The following is a 19,112-nucleotide window of genomic DNA, read 5'->3' on the forward strand; positions in this document are numbered from 1 at the left end:
TATGGCCGTCACTGGACATCTTCCTCAAGCAGCGGTTTGCTCGCACCCAGGTAACTGGGCACACCACGCAATACACCCTGGAATGCATCCAGTGGTTCACCGATGGTCATGCCCTGGCTGCTGATGCGGTACTCGCGGATGGTCGATTCGTGGCTGCCGGTACGTTTCTTGATGATCGAGATCGCCCGGCGAACCTTGCCCAGGGCTTCGAAGTAACGCAACAGGATGACGGTGTCGGCCAGATAGGTAATGTCGACGGGGGCCTGCATGTCACCGACCAGCCCATGTTGGGCGACGGTCATGAACGTCGCGGCGCCTTGGCGATTGAGGTACAGCAGCAACTCATGCATGTGCAGCACCAGGGCATTTTCCTCAGGCATCGCCGCCTGATAGCCGTTGATACTGTCAATCACCACGGTTTTGATATTGCCTTCATCGACACAACGACGAACCCGGTAGGAGAACTCACCGGGGGACAATTCGGCGGCATCCACTTGCTCGATCAGCAGGTTGCCGGTTTCTTCGAGGGCCTTCAGGTCGATGCCGATGTTTTTCATCCGCTCGAACAGCAGCCCCAGTTCTTCATCGAAGATGAACAACGCGGCCTTTTCGCCACGGGCCACCGCCGCAGCGGCGAAGACCATTGAGATTAGCGATTTGCCGGTGCCCGCCGGGCCGAGGATCAGGGTGCTGGAGCCCGTCTCGATACCGCCACCGAGCAGGGCATCCATTTGCGCGATGCCACTGGTCAACTGCTGGCGGATATAACGCCCGCGATGTTCGGCCGCCACCAGGCGTGGGAACACATGCACACCGTCACCCGTGATGGTGAAGTCATGAAAACCGCCCCGGTATTTCTGGCCGCGATACTTCACCACGCGGATGCGCCGTCGTTCGGCACCGTAGTTGGGCGTCAATTCTTCCAGACGAATCACCCCATGGGCCACACTGTGCACGGTTTTGTCGAGGGCTTCGGTGGTCAGGTCATCCAGCAGCAGCACCGTAGCCTCGTAACGCACGAAGTAATGCTTGATCGCCAGAATCTGCCGGCGGTAGCGCAAAGAGCTTTGGGCCAACAGGCGGATTTCGGACAGGCTGTCGACCACGACGCGGGTCGGTTTGACCCGTTCGACTGCTTCGAAAATCTGTTTGGTGGCTTCGCCCAGTTCCAGGTCCGAGGAATACAGCAGACTCTGCTGATGCTCGGCATTGAGCAGGCTTTCCGGCGGCGTCAGCTCGAAGATGTGGATGTTCTCATTCAGCTCCCAGCCGTGGGATAACGCCCCTTGGCGCAGCTCTCGCTCGGTTTCCGACAGGGTGATGTATAACGAGCGTTCGCCGGCACGGGCGCCAGCCAACAGAAAATGCAATGCGACGGTGGTTTTGCCGGTACCGGGTTCACCCTCCAGCAAGAACACATGGCCGCGGGACAATCCACCGGCCAGGATGTCATCCAGACCTTCAATGCCGGTGGCGGCTTTTGCACTGATCAACTCGTTAGATGTAGACAAGAAATGCCCTCTCATGACTAGGGGAAGCGAGGCAGCAGGCTGGGGGCGCCTGAGTGGACTGCCTGATCACTTGACCTTTCGCCGAGACGGCGGTTCAACCTTTTGTGTTTGTGTGTGGTTCTTGTACGAAAAAGCAAAAATCTTGATTAAAGCCCTTGCTGCAACGCCGGATCGTCGGGATTGAGCTGTTCCAGCTGTGCCAGCAGGATCTGCACGTTCTGCAGCTGTCCGCTTTCCTTCCAATAGTTGATCAGCAGTACACGCGCCTTGCGATCGGCCGGGTGGCGCTGGACGATTTCCTGCAACTGGTTCTGCGCCGCCTCCAGTTCTTGCTCACCATGCAGCGTGGTGGCCAGGTCGTAGCGGTAATCCTTGTTGTCGGGCTCAAGCTCCACGGCTTTGGACAGCCCGAGCAGGGCGAACTCACTTTGCCCGTGATGCAGCAACCAGAGTCCCAGCGCATGTTGCAGGTAGGCCGAGTCAGGCTGGGCCTTTAACTGTTTCGCCAACAATTGCCTGGCCGCATCGCTTTGGCCCTGTTTATCCAGCACTTCGATCTGCATCACCAGCGCTGGCAGGTTGCCGGGCGCCAGTTGCAACGTGCGCTCCAAGGCCTGCTGTGCGTCCTTCAGCTCGGCATTGTGCAAGTGCAGGCGTGCCAGTTGGTATTGGGTTTCGGCGCTTTCCGGCTGACCCTTGAGGAGCTGCTCCCAGGCATCGATGGCTTGCTCCAAGGGGCCGAAGTACAACCCCAGTTCATCCGGCGTCAGACCCAATAAGGCATTGACCGCCGCAAACCGGACGCTCGGATCACTGTCATCGAGCAAGGGCCCCAGCAACAGGCTGCGCTGCCCACTGGGCACCAGCCCATTGATGCTTTTGATTGCTGCGATGCGCACGTCCGCCGAGGGATGTTGCAGGTCCGCATCCGCCAGTTTCAGGGCTTGCGGGCTTGGGTAGTTGGGCAGTTCGGCATGCAGCCAGACACGGCGCTTGGCCGACAGGTCAGGGCGGCCCAATTGCTGATAAAGCACCCGCGCCGCCCCCGGTTGACCCGCGCGTGCCTGGGCCAGAGCTTCGCTGTAGCCATGCTTGATCGCCGCCGGCACCACGGGCGTCGTGCTACGCAGGAAAAACCAGGCGAGGGCGAGGGCAAACAATACGCAGAGGCTGATGAGCAAGTAGCGGCGGGACTGAGGCATGCAGGAATCCGGGAGCTGGCAGGCTTTTGCAAAGCCACCAGCTTCGGTCAGGCCGGGCTGTGAGTCAAACCCAAGCTCGATTCAGCAGGTAGTCGTCGGCGAATTTGCCTACAGGTTTTGTCGACACTGAAACCTGTCGAGGCACTGAAGCAATGACTACGCTTGCTGGAGATGACTTAATGAGCGCTCCCATGCAACCGCTGCTTCAATATTTCAAGGCGATACTCAACCCCGGACGAGAGGTGCTGCTGTTCGCCCTGAGAACCATTGTGGCCGGGCTGCTGACGTTGTACCTGGCCTTCCTGTTCGACCTTGAGCAGCCCAAGTGGTCGATCATGGCGGTGGTCATCGTCAGCCAGCCATTGGGCGGCATGGCCCTGGCCCGAAGTTTCGGTCAGGTCATCGGCACCACTTTAGGAGCGGTGGTGGCGGTGTTGATCATGGCGATCTTCCCCCAGGCGCCCCTGCCTTTCATCCTCACCCTGGCCTTGTGGTTGGCATTCTGTACCGCCGGCGGCACCTTGTTGCGCTACACCAGCTCCCAGGCATTTGTGCTGAGCGGGTACACGGCGGTGGTCGTGGCGCTGCTGGCGGTACCCGATCAGGAAGGCACGTTCCTGCTGGCCGTCACTCGTGTGACCGAAACGCTTTTGGCGGTGGCTTGCGTGTGCGTGGTCAGCCTTCTCACGGCGCGACCGGAAGCTGTGGCGCGGGATTACTTCGCCAAGATCGATCAGGTCATCAAGCTGCTCGCGACCCACGCTGCTGCCGTCATCCGAACCGAAGAAAGCGAGGCCGATTTCCATCGGCGGCAGATGCAACTGCTCGGCGCAATCAGTGCTCTGGAGGGAGTACGTCGGCATTTATATTACGATGCGCCACGGTTGCGCAGCGCCAATGGTCTGGTGCAACTGCTGGGCAATCAACTGGTGCTGCTGACTTCGCGGTTGACGGCCTTGCGTCACCAGCGGCAACTGCTCACCGAACGCTGGGAAGGCGCGTTGCCGGAAGAGATACAACGTTTGCGCGCCGAAGAACTGGCGTTTCTCGATGAATTGGCCCAGCAAGGGCGTTCATTGTCGAGTGAGGCACGGTACCATTTCGCCGCGCTGCAACAGCGTTTCGATGACCAGGCCTACAAGGCCGAACAACTCACCGAGACGATGCCTGCCACCCTGCGTTCATTGGCTTGGGCACTGCGTTGGGAGCAGGCACGGATGCTAGAGCAACTGGCGCAGATTCTGGAGCTAAGCGACGCGATCCAGGAAGGGCGTGAAGCCAGTTGCGTGTTCCGTGGCCAGGAAAATCCGCTGCATCTGGATTTCACCTTGGCGGCAATGAATGCAATCCGGGCATTTTTCGCGTTGCTGGTGGCCGGGTTGATCTGGATCGAGACCGCTTGGGATGGGGCCCGTGGCGGGATGATTGTGGTGGGGATTCTCTGTTCGCTGATGGCGACTTTTCCACGGCCGTTGCTGGCCGCGCAAAGCTTTGCCAAAGGGCTGGGTCTGGCCTTGGTGGTGTCGGCGCTCTATCTGTTCATGCTGATACCGATGATTAGTAACTTCGAGTTACTTGCCTTGTTGCTTGCCCCATTGCTGTATGCCGTCGCGGTGGGGTTGGCCAGTCCGCCAACCACTGGCACAGGCATCGGTCTTGGGCTAACGACAATACTGTTGTTGGGCCCGCAAAACACAGGAAGCGGCCAAAACAGCGCTATTCAGTGGTTCGAGTTTGCCGGTGCGTATATCAGCGCCTCCGCGCTGGCGCTCAGTGTCTATGCCTTGATCTTCCCGTTCAGGCCCGTTTTACGGATACGTCGGCTGTTCAATGAAAACTGCGAGCAGGTCTACGCTTTGCTGAAGACGCCGGCCACCGATGAACAACAATTTGCGTTTGAAAGCCGTATGGTCGATCGCCTGACCATGATGTTGGGATTATTGCCGGCGACCAACGACAAGCACTCCACAGAGCTGTTCGAAGTCAGCCTTGGCTGCATGGCACTGGGTGTGGCCTTGAACCAGCTCAGGCAACAGGGGCAAAGCAACACGTTACTGAGTACAGACCAGCAAAACCGTTTGCTGGCTGCCGTGCGTGAGACAGGCCGATTGATCGCCGGGCGGCCCGGGATAGACCTTGAGCAATTGCTCGGCAACTTGCGTGTCTTGGGCGATGAAATGGACGACTTGCATTTAGACGTTCATGAACACCTGTGGTCGGTATTCAGGATGCGCGTGGCGTTGTTGATCGTGGTGTCGTTTCTGGAGCGACATCGCCAATACTTTCAACCCGTCCAAAGGGAAGGAGAGCCAGCCCTTGCCCATTGATTTTGAATTGGGTGGTGTCTACTTGCCGCCGATTGCCCAGGCGTTACTGCTGGCCCTGCCGATCTTCCTGCTGCTGGACTGGATCTTGCGCCGTTTTGGCGTGCTGCGTTTTGTCTGGCACGAGGCCTTGTTCGAAGGCGCGTTATACGCCTGCGTTTGCGCGACGCTGATTCTGGTGATGGGAGCTTGATGCCTTGAAGAAGATCCTCGCCCGACTCGTGACTGTGGCAGTGGTATTGCTGGCCTTCGTGCTTGGCTGGTTCGCCTGGGAACATTACACCCGCGCTCCCTGGACTCGGGACGCGCGGGTTCGCGCCGATGTGGTGACGTTGTCCGCCGATGTCTCGGGGCGCATCGTCAGCCTGAGTGTTCAAGACAACCAGCATGTTACGAAAGGCCAGTTGCTGCTGGAGATCGACCCGGCTCGTTATACGCTGGCAGTGGAGCATGCCAAGCGCGCGGTGGAAGTCGCAAAAGCCACACTGGGCCAATCTGAAGCGACGATTGTCTCCAGTGAAGCGCTGCTCAGGCAGCGCCAGAGCGAAGAGCGTCGCCGTCGAACCCTCAAACAGGGTTTCGCGATCTCCGGCGAAGAATGGGAGAAATCCAGTACCGAAGTGGCGGTGGCGCAGGCGGAGCTGTTACGCAATCAGGCCAATCTGGGCCTGGCCCAGGCCAACGTGCAACTGGCGATCGCTGCATTGACCCAGGCCGAACTGGACTTGCAGCGCACGCGGGTCGCAGCGCCTGTCAGCGGTTACGTGACCAACCTGCTGACTCGCCAGGGCGATTACGCCACTGCCGGGGGGGCGTTGTTGGCACTGGTAGACAGCGACTCGTTTTATATCAGCGGCTACTTTGAAGAAACAAAGCTGCCGCGAATCGAGGAGGGCGACCGGGTCAGGGTCGAGTTGATGAGCGGCGAGACCTTCGGCGGCACTGTGCAAAGCATCGCTTTTGCTATCGCCGACCGCGAGAACTCCCCCGGCAGTCGCCTGCTAGCCAGCATCAACCCCAGTTACACTTGGGTCAAGCTGGCGCAACGAGTGCCGGTGCGGATTCAGATCGATGCTGATTATGTCGCTAAAAACCGCCTGCGGGCCGGGACTACGGCCACGGTAACCGTTGAGGAACACCGAGATAACGAGACTGCCCACTAATCCCCTGTGGGAGCGAGCCTGCTCGCGATAGCGGTCTGTCTGCCAACATCACGTCGCCTGTCAGTCAGTCATCGCGAGCAGGGGGTTGTGGTGTTTGCGCTATGGCGTGCAGACAAAAAAAAGCCCCGCGACCGAATGAGGCGCGGGGCAAAGAAGTTGGTTGGTTGCGGCCAACCAAAGGAGCTCTTTAAAACGTTACTTGCTGGCGACCGTCTCTGGTTGCCAGCCGCCGCCGAGGGCTTTGTAGATGGCGACAATGCCGCGATACAAATCGACTTCGGCCTGGGCCTGGGTGTCTTCGGCTGCCAGGCGCTCACGCTGAGCATCGAGCAGCACGAGGAAGTCCACGGTGCCTTCGCGGTAGCGAATGTCGGCGAGATCGGCAGCGGCGCGGCTTGATTCGCTTTGACGAATCAGCGAGATCAGGCGCTGCTGACGTTTACCGTAATCGCTGAAGGCGTTTTCCGACTCTTCCAGCGCCAGCAGCACTTGCTGCTCGTAGGTCGCCAAGGCGCCTTCGGCTTCCGCATCGGCACCGCGCAAACGGGCGCGCACGCTGCCCAGGTCGAACGCCGCCCAGGTAATGCTTGGGCCCAGTGCCCAGGCGTTGGCTGCCGAGGAACCGATCTGCGATCCGCGCCCGGCGGTGAAACCGAGGAAGCCGCTGAGGCTGACCCGTGGGAACAAATCAGCCTTGGCCACGCCAATACGGGCGGTGGCGGCCGCCAGTTGGCGTTCGGCGCTGCGGATGTCCGGACGCCGTTGCAGCAGTTCGCCCGGATCACCGATCGGCAGGGCCTTGGCGATTGCCGGCAAATCTTTTGGGCTCAGGTCGACGGTCAGCTTGTCCGGACGCTCACCTAGCAGGGTGGCGATGCGGTTGCGCTGACGAACCTGTTCGGCTTGCAGTTGCGGCACGCTGGCTTCGACAGAGGCCAGGCGCGCATCAGCGCGAACCACGTCCAGCTGATCGCCGACACCGGCATCACGCAGGCTTTCGGTGATCTTGCGCGATTCCTGCTGGTTGTTCAGGTTGGCCAGGGCGATCTTTTCCCGCAACTGCGCACCGCGCAGTTGGCCGTAGGCGTCCACCAGTTCGGCAATCATGGTGACTTGCAGTTGGTAAAGATCGGCTTCGGCGGCCTGCTGTTCGGCGTCGCTGGATTCCAGGTTGCGCTGGATGCGACCGAACAAGTCCAGTTCCCAGGCCATGTCCAGCCCCAGGTCATAGCGTTCACTGCTGACGCGTTTAGTGGTCTGGCCGGGAATCTGTCCTTTGGCCAAATCACTGCTCGCGCGGCTGGTGATGGTCGGCATGGCGTCATTGCTGGCGTCATCGCGAATTGCCCGGGCCGCTTTCCAGCGGGCGAAGGCCACGCGCAAATCGCGGTTGCCTTGCAAGGACTGCGTCACCAACTGGTTCAGGGTCGGGTCCTCGAACTGCTGCCACCAGATGCCTTCGAAACGGGCGCGGTCAAAATTCTTCTGACCGGCGCTGCCATCGGTGGCGGCCGTGATATTGGCCGCCTCCGTAGCTGGGGTTTTGTAGTCCGGGCCAACGGCGCAGGCACTCAGGGCCAATACCAGAAGGCTCGGCAGGAAGGCTTTCAGGCTCATTGTTGCGCCTCCACTTGCTTTTCCAATTTCAGCGCCTTGGCCGCTTTGCGTTGCTCACCGCGCTCCACAAAGTTGCGAATCAGTACGTAGAACACCGGCGTCAGCAACAGACCGAAGAAGGTCACCCCGAGCATCCCGGAGAACACCGCCACACCCATGGCATGACGCATTTCGGCACCGGCACCGCTGGAAAAAACCAGAGGCACAACACCCATGATGAACGCGAAGGAGGTCATCAGGATCGGCCGCAGACGCAGACGGCAAGCTTCCAGCACCGCTGCCAGCGGGCCGAGGCCTTCTTCCTGTTTATCCTTGGCAAACTCGACGATCAGAATCGCGTTCTTACATGCAAGTCCCACCAGTACGATCAGGCCGATCTGGGTAAAGATGTTGTTGTCGCCGCCCGAGGCAATCACACCGGTAATGGCCGACAGCAGGGTCATCGGAACGATCAGGATCACCGCCAGTGGCAGGCTCCAGCTTTCGTATTGAGCCGCGAGCACCAGGAACGCCAGCAGTACGCAGAGCGGGAACACGAACAGCGCCGTATTGCCGGACAGAATCTGCTGGTAGGTCAGGTCGGTCCACTCGTAGGTCATGCCGTTGGGCAATTCGTCCTTGAGCAGTTTCTCGATGGCTTTCTCGGCCTGGCCGGAGCTGTAGCCGGGCGCTGCCGCACCGTTGATTTCAGCAGTGATGAAGCCGTTGTAGTGCATCACGCGGTCCGGCCCCGAGGTGTCGCTGACCTTGATGAAGGTCGCCAGCGGAATCATCTCGCCCCGGTTGTTACGCACTTTCAGCTGACCAATCTGGTCCGATTCGAGACGGAACTGTTGCTCAGCCTGAACGTTGACCTGATAGGTGCGACCGAAGCGGTTAAAGTCGTTGGCATACAGCGAACCCAGGTAGATCTGCAGGGTGTCGAAGATGTCGCTGACGGCAACGCCGTGGGTCTTGGCTTTTTCCCGGTCGATGGCGGCATCGACCTGCGGCACGTTCACGGTGTAACTGGTGAACAGACCGGCCAGTTCCGGCACGCTGTGGCTTTTGGTGATGATATTCATGGTTTCTTTGTACAGCTCGTCATAGCCCAGGTTGCCCCGGTCTTCGATCTGCAGGCGGAAACCACCAATGGTCCCCAGGCCTTGTACCGGCGGCGGCGGGAAGATCGCCATGTAGGCTTCCTGAATCCCGGCGTACTGGCCGTTCAATGCACCGGCAATCGCACCGGCGGACATGCTCGGATCCTTACGCTCGTCGAACGGTTTCAGGGTAACGAACACGATGCCGGCGTTCGGGCTGTTGGTGAACCCGTTGATCGACAGACCCGGGAAGGCCACCGCGCTTTCCACGCCAGGCTGTTTCAGGGCCAGGTCGGACATACGCTTGATCACGTCTTCGGTACGGTCCAGGCTTGCGGCGTCCGGCAGTTGCGCGAAGGCCACCAGGTACTGCTTGTCCTGGCCGGGTACGAAACCGGTCGGGGTGTTGGAGAAACCGAAGAAGGTCAACACCATCAGGCCGGCGTACACCAGCAGGGCGATACCGCTGCTGCGGATAACCCGGCCCACGGTGCCGACATAACCATGGCTGGCCTTGTCAAAGAAGCGGTTGAACGGACGGAACAGCCAGCCACCAAAGATCTTGTCCAGAACCTTGGAGAAACGGTCTTTCGGTGCGTCATGGCTCTTGAGCAATACGGCGGCCAGCGCCGGCGACAAGGTCAGCGAGTTGAAGGCCGAGATCACGGTCGAAATCGCAATCGTCAGGGCGAACTGTTTATAAAACTGCCCGGTCAAGCCGGAGATGAACGCGGCCGGGATGAACACCGCACACAGCACCAGCGCCGTCGCAATGATCGGACCGGTCACTTCGCGCATCGCACGCTTGGTGGCTTCTACAGGGGTTAATCCGAGCCCGATGTTTCGCTCGACGTTTTCCACCACCACAATCGCATCGTCGACCACGATACCGATGGCCAGTACCAGCCCGAACAGCGACAGGGCGTTCAATGAGAAGCCGAACAGGTGCATCACGGCAAACGTACCGATCAGCGAAACCGGCACCGCCACCAACGGGATGATCGAGGCGCGCCAGGTTTGCAGGAACAGGATTACCACCAGCACAACGAGGATCAGCGCTTCGAAGAGGGTATGAACCACCGCCTCGATGGAGCCGCGCACGAAGATCGTCGGGTCATAAACGATGCTGAAGTCCATGCCTTCCGGGAAGTTCTTCTTCAGCTCGGCCATTTTCTCCCGAACGTCGTTGGAGATCTGGATCGCGTTGGAGCCAGGGCGCTGGAAGATCGGGATCGCCACCGCCGGCTGGTTGTTCAGCAAGGAACGCAGGGCATATTGGCTGGAGCCGAGTTCGACGCGAGCGATGTCTTTCAGGCGGGTGATTTCACCATTTTCACCGGAGCGAATGATGATGTTCTCGAACTCTTCCTCGGAAACCAGACGACCTTGCGTGTTGACCGACAGCTGGAACGCGGTGGCATTTGGCGCAGGCGGAGCGCCCAGGGCACCGGCCGCCACTTGACGGTTTTGTTCGCGAATCGCGGTGACCACATCGGTGGCGGTCAGGTTGCGCGAAGCCGTCTTGTTCGGATCGAGCCACACCCGCAGCGAGTAATCACCCATACCGAACAGCTGCACGTCACCGACACCGCCCAGACGCGCCAACTCATCCTTGATGTTGAGCAAGGCGTAGTTGGACAGGTAGAGCATGTCGTAGCGTTTGTCCGGCGAGGTCAAGTGCACAACCATGGTCAGGTCGGGCGAAGCCTTGTCCACGGTGATACCAATGCGCGTCACTTCCTCGGGAAGTTTCGGTTCGGTCCGGGTCACGCGGTTCTGGACCTGTACCTGCGCGTTGTCCAGGTCGGTGCCAAGGGCGAAGGTGATGGTCAGGGTGATCTTGCCGTCAGCGGTGGACTGCGAGGACATGTACAGCATGTTCTCGACGCCGGTGATGGCTTGCTCCAACGGAGCGGCCACGGTTTCACCGATGACTTTAGGGTTGGCGCCCGGGAAGTTGGCACGGACCACAACGGTCGGTGGCACGACTTCCGGGTATTCGCTGATCGGCAACTGGAACAGTGAGATGGCGCCAGCGATCAGGATCAGCAGCGACAGTACCGCCGCAAAGATCGGCCGTGAAATGAAGAATTGGGAAAAATTCATCGGAGTAATTGTCCCTTAACCGCGTGGAGTGGCAGCTGCCACTTTCACAACCGTACCCGGCGCGACCTTGGCAGGTGCGACTTGAGGCAGGTTGCTGGCTTCCAGCGCTTGTCGTTGTTGTGCGAGAGCCGCGAGGGTTTGTTCGCTGGCCATCGGGATCACTTCAGGGGTGACCGGTGAGCCAGGGCGAACCCGTTGCAGGCCCTTGACGATGATGGTGTCGTCTTTGTTCAGGCCGCTGCGCACGATGCGCAGACCTTCGATCTTCGGACCCAGCTCGACAGGGCGGTAAGCCGTTTTGTTGTCGGCATCCATCACCAGCACGAACTTTTTACCCAGGTCGGTACCGACCGCCTCGTCGTTGATCAACACTGCGGAGTAAGTGCCGCTGCCCACCAGTTTCAGGCGTGCATAAAGCCCCGGGGTGTAGGTGCCGTCGCTGTTGTCGAACACCGCACGACCGCGGATGGTGCCGGTCTTCGGGTTGACCTGGTTGTCGACGAAGTTCATCTGGCCCTGGTGCGGATTGCCGTCTTCATTGGACAGGCCGAGGTAAACCGGCGTAGTTGCGCCGCGCTGACCCTGGCGGGCGAGCTGGGTGTATTTAAGGAAGACACGCTCGTCGGCATCGAAATAGGCGTAGACCTTGTCGGTGGACACCACGCTGGTCAGCGCGGTGGTATCGGCGGTCACCAGGTTGCCGGCAGTGATTTCCGCACGGCTGACACGGCCGCTGATTGGCGCAGTGACGCGGGTGAAGCTCAGGTTCAGTTTGGCCAGGTCCAGTTGGGCCTGGAGGGCGCCAACGGCCGCGCGAGCTTCTTGAGCCGCGCTGGTGCGCGAGTCGGCGAGTTCGGCGGAAATCGCGTTGCTGGTGCGCAGACGTTCGCCGCGCTGGGATTCGTTTTCGCTGCGGGTGGCGGTAGCGCGAGCCTGGGCAACCAGGGCTTCGAGGCGGCGGACCTCAGCCTGGAATGGACGCGGGTCGATCTGGAACAACAGATCGCCTTTCTTGACCAGCGCGCCTTCGGTGAAGGCCACGTCATCGATCTGCCCGGAAACCCGTGGACGAATCTCTACCGTTTCCGGCGCTTCAAGGCGCCCGGTGAATTCGTCCCACTCGTTGACCGGTTGTTCCAGCACCTTGGCCACGCTGACTTTGGCCGCGGGCATGGTGGCGGCAGCGTCCGGGGTCTTGCCGCAGGCGCTCATCACCAGTACGGCCAACAGGGCCAAGGGGAAGCGCAAATGTTTGAGTGAATGTTCCATGGATTCATCCGCCAATGTATTGAGATGGACGGATGATGCTTGGCGGGGTTGTATGGCACGAATCGAATGAACCGAAGGTAACTATCATTCGGAATGATATAAGCTCAAAGCGAGCCCTCTAGCATGCACCTTCCGTTAGCGGGCTATCAAATGAAATGATGACAAATCAGTGTTGCAGGGAGTGTAAGGGATTGGCATCAACACGCGTCGTGGCCGTCGCGAGCAGGCTCGCTCCCACATTGGACCGGCGGCGTGCACAAATCCCCGTAGGAGCGAGGCTTGCCCGATGTGAGTATCGTTCCCTGTTCAAAAAACACAAAAGCGCTGCGGGTGCCGTTTGTTTTGCCTGGTGTTTATGCAAAGTCGAAGCCTTGTAAAACCACTCAATGTAGTCAACGATGCAATTGGCCTTCGGACCTGATCGACCGGGTGAGGCATGCCTTGCAAAATCGACCTCCTCGCGCTCAAGCAGCTCATAGGATGAACTATACAAAGGACATTTGAATCGCTCGGCAATGGCCTCGCCCTTCACGTGCTCTGAGTCCGATACGGCTACCACTTGAACCCGCAGACGGGCATGACAGCATCGGCGAGTCAATAAAAAGAACCACCCCGTCAGCTTACCTCCGTGGCCTCGTCAAACTTCAACCGTGCCGCCTCAACCTCGGGCAATTTATCGAGCGTCCATTTATGCAATTCGCGAAATGGCTGCTGCAGTGTTCGACCAAGTTGGGTGATCTCATACTGCACTGCCACAGGCGAGAACGAAATGACCTTGCGCGAAACAAGACCATTTCGTTCCAGCCGTCGCAGGCACTGTGTCAGTGCCTTCTGAGTGACGCCTTCCAGACGGCGCCTGATGGCATTAAAGCGATGCGGCCCGTCATCAAGCACCGCCAGAACCATCATTGACCACTTATCTGCGATTTGGTCGAACAGCGCCCGGCTTGGGCACTCCGACGAAAAACATTGCGGCTTTAATTCCAGCATCGAAGTTTCCTCATGTATACCTAGGCGACTCTAGGTGCCTAATTGACATTTGGTTTACAAAATATACTTATATGGCTTCCGAAAGCAAATGGAGTCCATCCAATGTCAAATCCTGATACCAGCATTTTATTTCGTCCTTTTTCCATCCGGTCGCTTGAGTTGAAAAACCGGATTGTCATGGCACCGATGACGAGGCAATTTTCGCCAGAGGGCATCCCCGGCGAAGGGAGCGCTGCATACTACCGGCGGCGCGCTGAAGGTCGGGCCGGATTAATTTTGTCAGAAGGGACCGTCATCGATCGTCCCGCTTCACGTAACGGTTCCGGCATTCCTTTTTTCCACGGTGAAGCAGCGCTGGCCGGATGGAAGAACGTGATCGATTCTGTCCACAATGCGGGTGGCCGTATGGGGCCGCAACTCTGGCACACCGGTGCAGTGCGTGACGTCAGCGGCTGGGAGCCTGATGCGCCAGTTGAAAGCCCATCTGGCCTCGATTCGCCAAACGACCCGCGCGGTGTGGCGATGAGCGAAGAGGATATTGCAGATACAATTGCTGCTTTTGCCAAGGCAGCAGCGGATGCCAAACGCCTGGGTTTCGACACCGTTGAGATCCATGGGGCTCATGGTTATTTGATCGATCAGTTCTTCTGGGCCGGCACCAATCAGCGCACCGATCGTTATGGCGGACCGACGATCAAAGAGCGCTCGCGCTTTGCCGCTGAGATCGTGTCTGCCGTTCGTCATGCGGTCGGCCCCGAATTCCCTATCATCATGCGCGTTAGCCAGTGGAAGCCGCAGGACTTTGGGGTGCGCCTCGCCGAGACCCCTGCATTAATGGAAGACTGGCTGCTGCCGTTGGTCGAAGCGGGTGTTGATGTTCTGCATTGCTCGCAGCGACGCTTCTGGGACCCTGAGTTTCCCGAAATTGATGGTGAGAACGGGCTGAACTGCGCGGGCTGGGCGAAGAAAGTCACTGGGGCCACAACCATTAGCGTCGGTTCGGTCGGGCTGGATAACGATGTTACTCACGCATTCGCCGGCAAGGGATCAACCCCTGCGAGTCTGGATCGACTCGTCGAGCGTATGGAGCGCGAAGAGTTTGATCTGATCGCTGTAGGGCGTGTTCTGCTGAGTGACAAGGATTGGGTCGCCAAAGTGGAACAAGGCGATTACGCGGATCTGAAGGGCTTCAATCCGGCATCTTTAGCCGAATTGGTTTGAGCCTTACAGCGGAGTGGAGAGTGTGATGCCACAAAGGTTTTAGTCTGAAGGAATCAGAGGTCTCGCCTCGGATCTTGCGAAGTCGAGTCGTAATGCGGCTTGACTGTTTCAATGACTCACCTGCAACTCAACATCCGTCAGAGTTGGATTGAATTACAGTGGGTCCCGGGCATCTACGTGCGAGTCGTAGATGTCCGTTGGCCGGGTGAAGCCGACGGTTCCACACGAAAGCATCCACTGGTACGCCCGTATTGATCAATGGTCAGTCGAGCCAATTGCTAAGGTTTACTACTACGTTCAGGGCCACGCCGTAGATGGCGTGCCGATCTGGCAAGGGGGGCCGACCGGCCAGGGGAAGGTGTGTTCAAGTATACCTAGTAGGGATTTGGTGCCTAATTGAAACCAGGTATACAACGTATATCATTGATTTCTTTAGCCATCGCCTCTACTTGAAGTTTGGGGGGAGGGGCGGAACAGGACTGATCATGACGCCTATAAGCCAATCAGTGACGCTCATAAAAAACAACGTCACGAGGTTTACCTGCAACGGGTGCGGAACTTGCTGTAAAGAACGTCTTATCCCTCTGACTCTTCAAGAGGCCGAGGAATGGTTAAATCGCGGCGGTAACATCGCAGTCATACTCGAAGCTTTCGACACGTCAGTCTTCCCCCTGCCAGAGCATTACGCCCACAGCGTGCAACGCGCGGTAGCCGTCGTCAGTGGAGATGCACGCATTCAGGTAATAGCCATTTTTGCGGGCAACGCACTGACACAGTGTCCAAGTTTAGGGGAGGATAACCACTGCAGGATCTATGAAGATCGACCGCTGGTCTGTCGAATCTATCCGATGGAAATCAATCCATTTCTAACCGTGCGCCCCGAAGAAAAGGTTTGCCCGCCGGAAGTCTGGGAGGCGGGAGAGGTGTTATGTTCTGACCGTATAGTTGACCCTGTCTTGGAGGATCAGATTCAACGCTCCCGGCAGGCTGACCGTGACGACGCCAAGGCTAAAGTTTTAGTGTGCGCAGCGATGGGGATGAGTGTTGCCGCTTGGAAAGGCAACGCGCTGGCTGTTTACTTAGCCGACCGTGCGCAATTGCGGCAGGCCATCAGTCTCGTTAGGGCGGGGGTCGATGTACCGGCAAATGTGTCTTGGAAAGTACGTGTCGATGATGCTGACCTTCACACTCGTCTGCATGGGGCAGGTGTTGAACTGGATCTTCGCGCACAGACTGAATATATCTTTCACTCGATTTAATCGGAGAGCTTAGTGATTTGCCTGGCTTTTAGTCAGAGTCGATGATTGGTAAGCGTCCCGTCCCCCCTCCGGACATACAAAAACGCCGCTTATGAGGGGCGTTTTTGTTTGTGTGTAATTTGTTGGGGTGCGTTGAGGAGAAGTCGCAATCTCTACATTAGTTCCGGCTTTTCCTGCGAAAACGTGCTTGCTCTTGTCCAGATGCTTGGTCTTGTTCACCACATAACGCCAATCGGCGCCCACCAAGTCGACGTCTTCCCAGCGCATCTGCACCAGTTCGCCAGGGCGGACAGGCAACATGACCAGCAAGCGCATTACGGTGGCAACGCTGCCGTTGCTGCCGTTGCTGCAGTCATCCAGTCGCAGCAGAAACCTGCCTAGGTCGGCTGGCCTTTCGATCGCCGGGTTGCTGGTGACGACGTGGCGGATCTTCAACTCCTCGATGTTGCTGAGTGCCACGTTGCGCTCCACCCAGCCGCGCCCCTCGGCAAAGCCCAAGATTGCACGGATGATGGTGCACACGCGCCGAGCCATGGCCATTGTGCGCTGGCGACGCAGCGCGGTGATGATCGTGGTGATGTGCTCCAGCTTGATCTCGCTGACCGGCTTTTTGCCAATGGCAGGCAAGATGTGGTTGTTCAGAGCTCCGCGAAACCCCGTGATGGATTTGGTCACCAGTTCAGCAGACTTGAATGCCAGCCATTGCTCGGCCACGTACGCGAAGGTGCGCTCTTCGTTGAGTAACTGAATTCCATTACAGGCTATCGGGGTCCCCAAAGAACATCTGAATCCGCGACCTTAACCAACGCTCACCCGGGTCATTATCCTGCGACCCACGCCAAGCCATGTGCAATTCAAAACTGCGCACCGGCAACGGCGGGTCTTCCGCGCGAACGCCACCGGCCGCGGTCAACGCTTCAGCAGTGTAGTCCGGGACGGTGGCCACGATATCAGTCCCGCTGATCAGTGTGCTCAACCCGTTAAATTGCGGCACCGCCAACACCACATGCCGTTTGCGTCCCAGTTTCTCCAGCTCTTCATCTATAAAGCCGCTCAGGTCGCCCGCGAACGAAACCAAAGCATGGGGGCGGGCGCAGAAATCATCCAGGCTCAATGGCCCCGGCACCGTGTCGGCCCGCAGCAGTTTCGGCATGCTGCGGCGCAGCACTTTGCGCTTGGCGTTGGCTGGCAGATCGGCGGTGTAACTGACGCCGATGGAAATCTCGCCCGAGGCCAGCAGGTTCGGCATCAGGATGTAGTTGGCCCGACGCACCACCAGTACGATCCCCGGCGATTCCGCGCGCAGCCGCTTGAGCAGCATCGGCAGCAGCGCGAACTCGACATCATCCGACAAGCCGATGCGGAATACCGCGGTGCTGGTCGCCGGGTCGAACTCCGCCGCACGGCTGACCGCGGTGGAAATCGAATCCAGGGCCGGCGAGAGCAGGGCGAAGATTTCCACCGCTCGGGCGGAAGGCTCCATGCTGCGGCCGGTGCGCACAAACAGCGGGTCATCGAACAACCCGCGCAGGCGCGAGAGCGCCGCACTGATGGCCGGCTGGCCGAGGAACAGTTTTTCCGCAGCGCGGGTCACACTGCGTTCGTGCATGAGTGTTTCGAAAACGATCAACAGGTTCAGGTCGACACGACGCAGGTCATTACGATTCATCTGGAGTCCTGGCAGATTCAGCAAACTTGACGTGAGCGGCCATATGAGAAGAATGGCCGGCATGAATCTTACGGGCAAAGGCTGGTACTCTGCACAGAGTAATTCAGTTTTTTCTGAAAGGCTGCTTCGGTTTTTACGGCATTGGATGATGTCGCCGTCGCTGCGGAATCAATGACAGGCATGTCGACTATTAATAGCCACTGATGGTCTTGGGTAGAAAGCCCAGATAGAGTTCAGGGCATTAGAGGTTACTTTGACGAGGTTTGCGATGTCCCGCACGATCCGTTTTCACAAGTTTGGTCCAGCCGAGGTGCTCAAATGCGAAGAGCATGCGGCCGCTCTGCCTGCGCCGGGCGAAGTGCAGGTGCGCGTCGAAGCGATAGGCATCAGCTGGTACGACATTCTCTGGCGCCAGAACCTGGCCTCATCCCATGCTCGTCTGCCTTCAGGCCTTGGTCATGAAATGGCTGGCGTGGTCACGATGGTCGGCGAAGGCGTCGATGACCTGGCCGTTGGTGACAAGGTCGCCAGCTTCCCGGCCGAGAGTCCCAATGACTACCCGGTTTACGGCGAACAGATCGTTCTGCCACGCTCGGCGCTGACCCGCTACCCGGATGTACTCAGCCCGATCGAAGCCAGCGTGCACTACACGCCGTTATTGATCGCTTATTTTGCCTACGCCGATCTGGCTCGGGTCAAACCCGGGCAATTTGCCCTGGTGACCGATGCCAGCCACTGCGCTGGTCCGTCGTTCGTACAACTGGGCAAAGCCCTTGGTGTGCGAGTGATTGCTGCGACCAAAACCGCGGATGAGCGTGAGTACCTGCTGTCCCTGGGCGCCGAGAAAGTCATCGTCACCGAAGAACAGGATCTGCTGATGCAGATCAACAAGATCACCGATAACCGCGGCGTCGATGTGGTGTTCGACGGCCTTGGCGGGCCGCAGATGTCGCTGCTCGGCGATGTGCTCGCACCTCGTGGCAGCCTGGTGCTCTATGGTCTGCAAGGGGGTAACCAGACGCCATTCCCGGCCTGCGCGGCGTTCCAGAAGAACATTCAGTTCTTCGTGCACTGCATCGGTAACTTCACCGGCAAGCCGGAGTTGGGCATCATCCAGGATCAGGCCGCACTGCAACGTGCCCTGCGCGACATCAACCAATTGACCGCAGACCGTGTGCTGCTGCCACTCAAGACCCGGGTGTTTCCGTTTTCCGAGTTTGTCGAAGCACACCGCTATATGGACGAATGCCCATGTCGCGAACGGGTCGCCCTTCAGGTCGAGCCTGCGTAAGCTGTTCTCTGCAAGAGTCCGTGAGAGCACGGACTCTTTTGCTGGCAGTCACTCCCAAATGAGACGTCCATCGATCTGTCGATGGGCCGGTTCAGCAACTGAACTGGTTTTTGCTCTCAATCTGTATCTTCTAATCATTATATAAGCCCTGATAATTGAATGATTAATTTCATCTCAAGGAAAGAGTCATGGCCGAATATCAGGCTGAAACTCCTCAATGCGCGTCGGCAATATATGCTCAACAAATAATGCAGCGTCGCTCAGTTGTCTTACATTCATTGGCAACTTCTTTCTTTATTTCTTGTGCTAAGTGTCTGTGGGACGCTGTCGGAAATTTCCTAGGAACGTTCGCGGGAGCACAAGACGCCCATTCTGCCGGGTGTTGCGGAGATCCTGATGTACCAGGGG

The 19,112-nt window shown here is 58.5% G+C and carries 13 protein-coding genes and 1 pseudogene; 6 read left to right on the plus strand and 8 right to left on the minus strand.

Annotation, left to right across the window (positions count from 1 at the left end):
- Positions 1 to 8: 8 nt before the first annotated feature.
- The gene (locus KVG95_RS05635; RefSeq protein ID WP_217854844.1) at positions 9 to 1,511 is read right to left on the minus strand and encodes an ATPase domain-containing protein; all 1,503 of its coding nucleotides are present in this window, start codon (positions 1,509 to 1,511) and stop codon (positions 9 to 11) included.
- Between the two features lie 146 nt (positions 1,512 to 1,657).
- Complete coding sequence (locus tag KVG95_RS05640) at positions 1,658 to 2,713, minus strand: tetratricopeptide repeat protein (protein ID WP_217854845.1); 1,056 nt, start codon at positions 2,711 to 2,713, stop codon at positions 1,658 to 1,660.
- A 179-nt stretch (positions 2,714 to 2,892) separates the two neighbouring features.
- Between KVG95_RS05640 and KVG95_RS05645 the strand changes: the two genes are divergently transcribed.
- Genes KVG95_RS05645 through KVG95_RS05655 form a run of 3 tightly spaced genes read left to right on the plus strand, consistent with a single transcriptional unit; the run spans position 2,893 to position 6,200 of the window.
- Complete coding sequence (locus tag KVG95_RS05645; protein WP_217854846.1) at positions 2,893 to 5,040, plus strand: FUSC family protein; 2,148 nt, start codon at positions 2,893 to 2,895, stop codon at positions 5,038 to 5,040.
- Positions 5,030 to 5,230 carry a DUF1656 domain-containing protein gene (locus KVG95_RS05650; RefSeq protein ID WP_038983381.1) on the plus strand — a complete coding sequence of 67 codons (201 nt, stop codon included), beginning with the start codon at positions 5,030 to 5,032 and terminating at the stop codon, positions 5,228 to 5,230. Before KVG95_RS05645 ends, KVG95_RS05650 begins: the two co-directional genes overlap by 11 nt.
- Before the next feature lie 4 nt (positions 5,231 to 5,234).
- Positions 5,235 to 6,200, plus strand: a complete 966-nt coding sequence (locus KVG95_RS05655; protein ID WP_217854847.1) for an HlyD family secretion protein — start codon at positions 5,235 to 5,237, stop codon at positions 6,198 to 6,200.
- 195 nt (positions 6,201 to 6,395) lie between these two features.
- Here KVG95_RS05655 and KVG95_RS05660 read toward each other — a convergent pair whose 3' ends face one another.
- From KVG95_RS05660 to KVG95_RS05675, 4 genes are all read right to left on the minus strand, one after another.
- Positions 6,396 to 7,817: an efflux transporter outer membrane subunit gene (locus tag KVG95_RS05660; RefSeq protein WP_217854848.1), complete on the minus strand. Its 1,422-nt coding sequence runs from the start codon at positions 7,815 to 7,817 to the stop codon at positions 6,396 to 6,398.
- Entirely contained in the window at positions 7,814 to 11,005 is a 3,192-nt protein-coding gene (locus KVG95_RS05665; RefSeq protein WP_217854849.1) for an efflux RND transporter permease subunit, read from the minus strand. Before KVG95_RS05665 ends, KVG95_RS05660 begins: the two co-directional genes overlap by 4 nt.
- 15 nt (positions 11,006 to 11,020) lie before the next feature.
- Positions 11,021 to 12,274, minus strand: coding sequence for a multidrug efflux RND transporter periplasmic adaptor subunit MexE (gene mexE, locus KVG95_RS05670; protein WP_217854850.1), 1,254 nt, complete (start codon positions 12,272 to 12,274; stop codon positions 11,021 to 11,023).
- Between the two features lie 615 nt (positions 12,275 to 12,889).
- Positions 12,890 to 13,264, minus strand: a complete 375-nt coding sequence (locus KVG95_RS05675) for a winged helix-turn-helix transcriptional regulator (protein ID WP_217854851.1) — start codon at positions 13,262 to 13,264, stop codon at positions 12,890 to 12,892.
- A gap of 102 nt (positions 13,265 to 13,366) precedes the next feature.
- Here KVG95_RS05675 and KVG95_RS05680 point away from each other — a divergent pair, with 102 nt between their 5' ends.
- Both KVG95_RS05680 and KVG95_RS05685 read left to right on the plus strand, forming a co-directional pair.
- Positions 13,367 to 14,485 (plus strand): NADH:flavin oxidoreductase, encoded by a 1,119-nt coding sequence (locus tag KVG95_RS05680; protein WP_217854852.1) that lies wholly within the window; start codon positions 13,367 to 13,369, stop codon positions 14,483 to 14,485.
- A gap of 485 nt (positions 14,486 to 14,970) precedes the next feature.
- Positions 14,971 to 15,744 (plus strand): YkgJ family cysteine cluster protein, encoded by a 774-nt coding sequence (locus KVG95_RS05685; protein ID WP_225922909.1) that lies wholly within the window; start codon positions 14,971 to 14,973, stop codon positions 15,742 to 15,744.
- 180 nt (positions 15,745 to 15,924) lie between these two features.
- Here KVG95_RS05685 and KVG95_RS05690 read toward each other — a convergent pair.
- Positions 15,925 to 16,491: pseudogene (locus KVG95_RS05690) on the minus strand (tyrosine-type recombinase/integrase); the annotation flags it as partial.
- A 7-nt stretch (positions 16,492 to 16,498) separates the two neighbouring features.
- Positions 16,499 to 17,413, minus strand: coding sequence for a LysR family transcriptional regulator (locus KVG95_RS05695; protein WP_225922910.1), 915 nt, complete (start codon positions 17,411 to 17,413; stop codon positions 16,499 to 16,501).
- Positions 17,414 to 17,681: 268 nt separating this feature from the next.
- Between KVG95_RS05695 and KVG95_RS05700 the strand changes: the two genes are divergently transcribed.
- Positions 17,682 to 18,704, plus strand: a complete 1,023-nt coding sequence (locus tag KVG95_RS05700) for a zinc-dependent alcohol dehydrogenase family protein (RefSeq protein WP_008006061.1) — start codon at positions 17,682 to 17,684, stop codon at positions 18,702 to 18,704.
- Positions 18,705 to 19,112: the final 408 nt, after the last annotated feature.

It is taken from the genome of Pseudomonas farris (assembly GCF_019145235.1).
Lineage (GTDB): Bacteria > Pseudomonadota > Gammaproteobacteria > Pseudomonadales > Pseudomonadaceae > Aquipseudomonas > Aquipseudomonas farris.

What these genes read in the sequence shown, in the direction of transcription:
- KVG95_RS05665 (WP_217854849.1), bottom strand. Translation starts at nt 11,005, where the DNA reads ATGAATTTTTCCCAATTCTTCATTTCACGGCCGATCTTTGCGGCGGTA.
- KVG95_RS05640 (WP_217854845.1), bottom strand. Translation starts at nt 2,713, where the DNA reads ATGCCTCAGTCCCGCCGCTACTTGCTCATCAGCCTCTGCGTATTGTTT.
- mexE (WP_217854850.1), bottom strand. Translation starts at nt 12,274, where the DNA reads ATGGAACATTCACTCAAACATTTGCGCTTCCCCTTGGCCCTGTTGGCC.
- KVG95_RS05675 (WP_217854851.1), bottom strand. Translation starts at nt 13,264, where the DNA reads ATGCTGGAATTAAAGCCGCAATGTTTTTCGTCGGAGTGCCCAAGCCGG.
- KVG95_RS05685 (WP_225922909.1), top strand. Translation starts at nt 14,971, where the DNA reads ATGACGCCTATAAGCCAATCAGTGACGCTCATAAAAAACAACGTCACG.
- KVG95_RS05700 (WP_008006061.1), top strand. Translation starts at nt 17,682, where the DNA reads ATGTCCCGCACGATCCGTTTTCACAAGTTTGGTCCAGCCGAGGTGCTC.
- KVG95_RS05660 (WP_217854848.1), bottom strand. Translation starts at nt 7,817, where the DNA reads ATGAGCCTGAAAGCCTTCCTGCCGAGCCTTCTGGTATTGGCCCTGAGT.
- KVG95_RS05645 (WP_217854846.1), top strand. Translation starts at nt 2,893, where the DNA reads ATGAGCGCTCCCATGCAACCGCTGCTTCAATATTTCAAGGCGATACTC.
- KVG95_RS05695 (WP_225922910.1), bottom strand. Translation starts at nt 17,413, where the DNA reads ATGAATCGTAATGACCTGCGTCGTGTCGACCTGAACCTGTTGATCGTT.
- KVG95_RS05680 (WP_217854852.1), top strand. Translation starts at nt 13,367, where the DNA reads ATGTCAAATCCTGATACCAGCATTTTATTTCGTCCTTTTTCCATCCGG.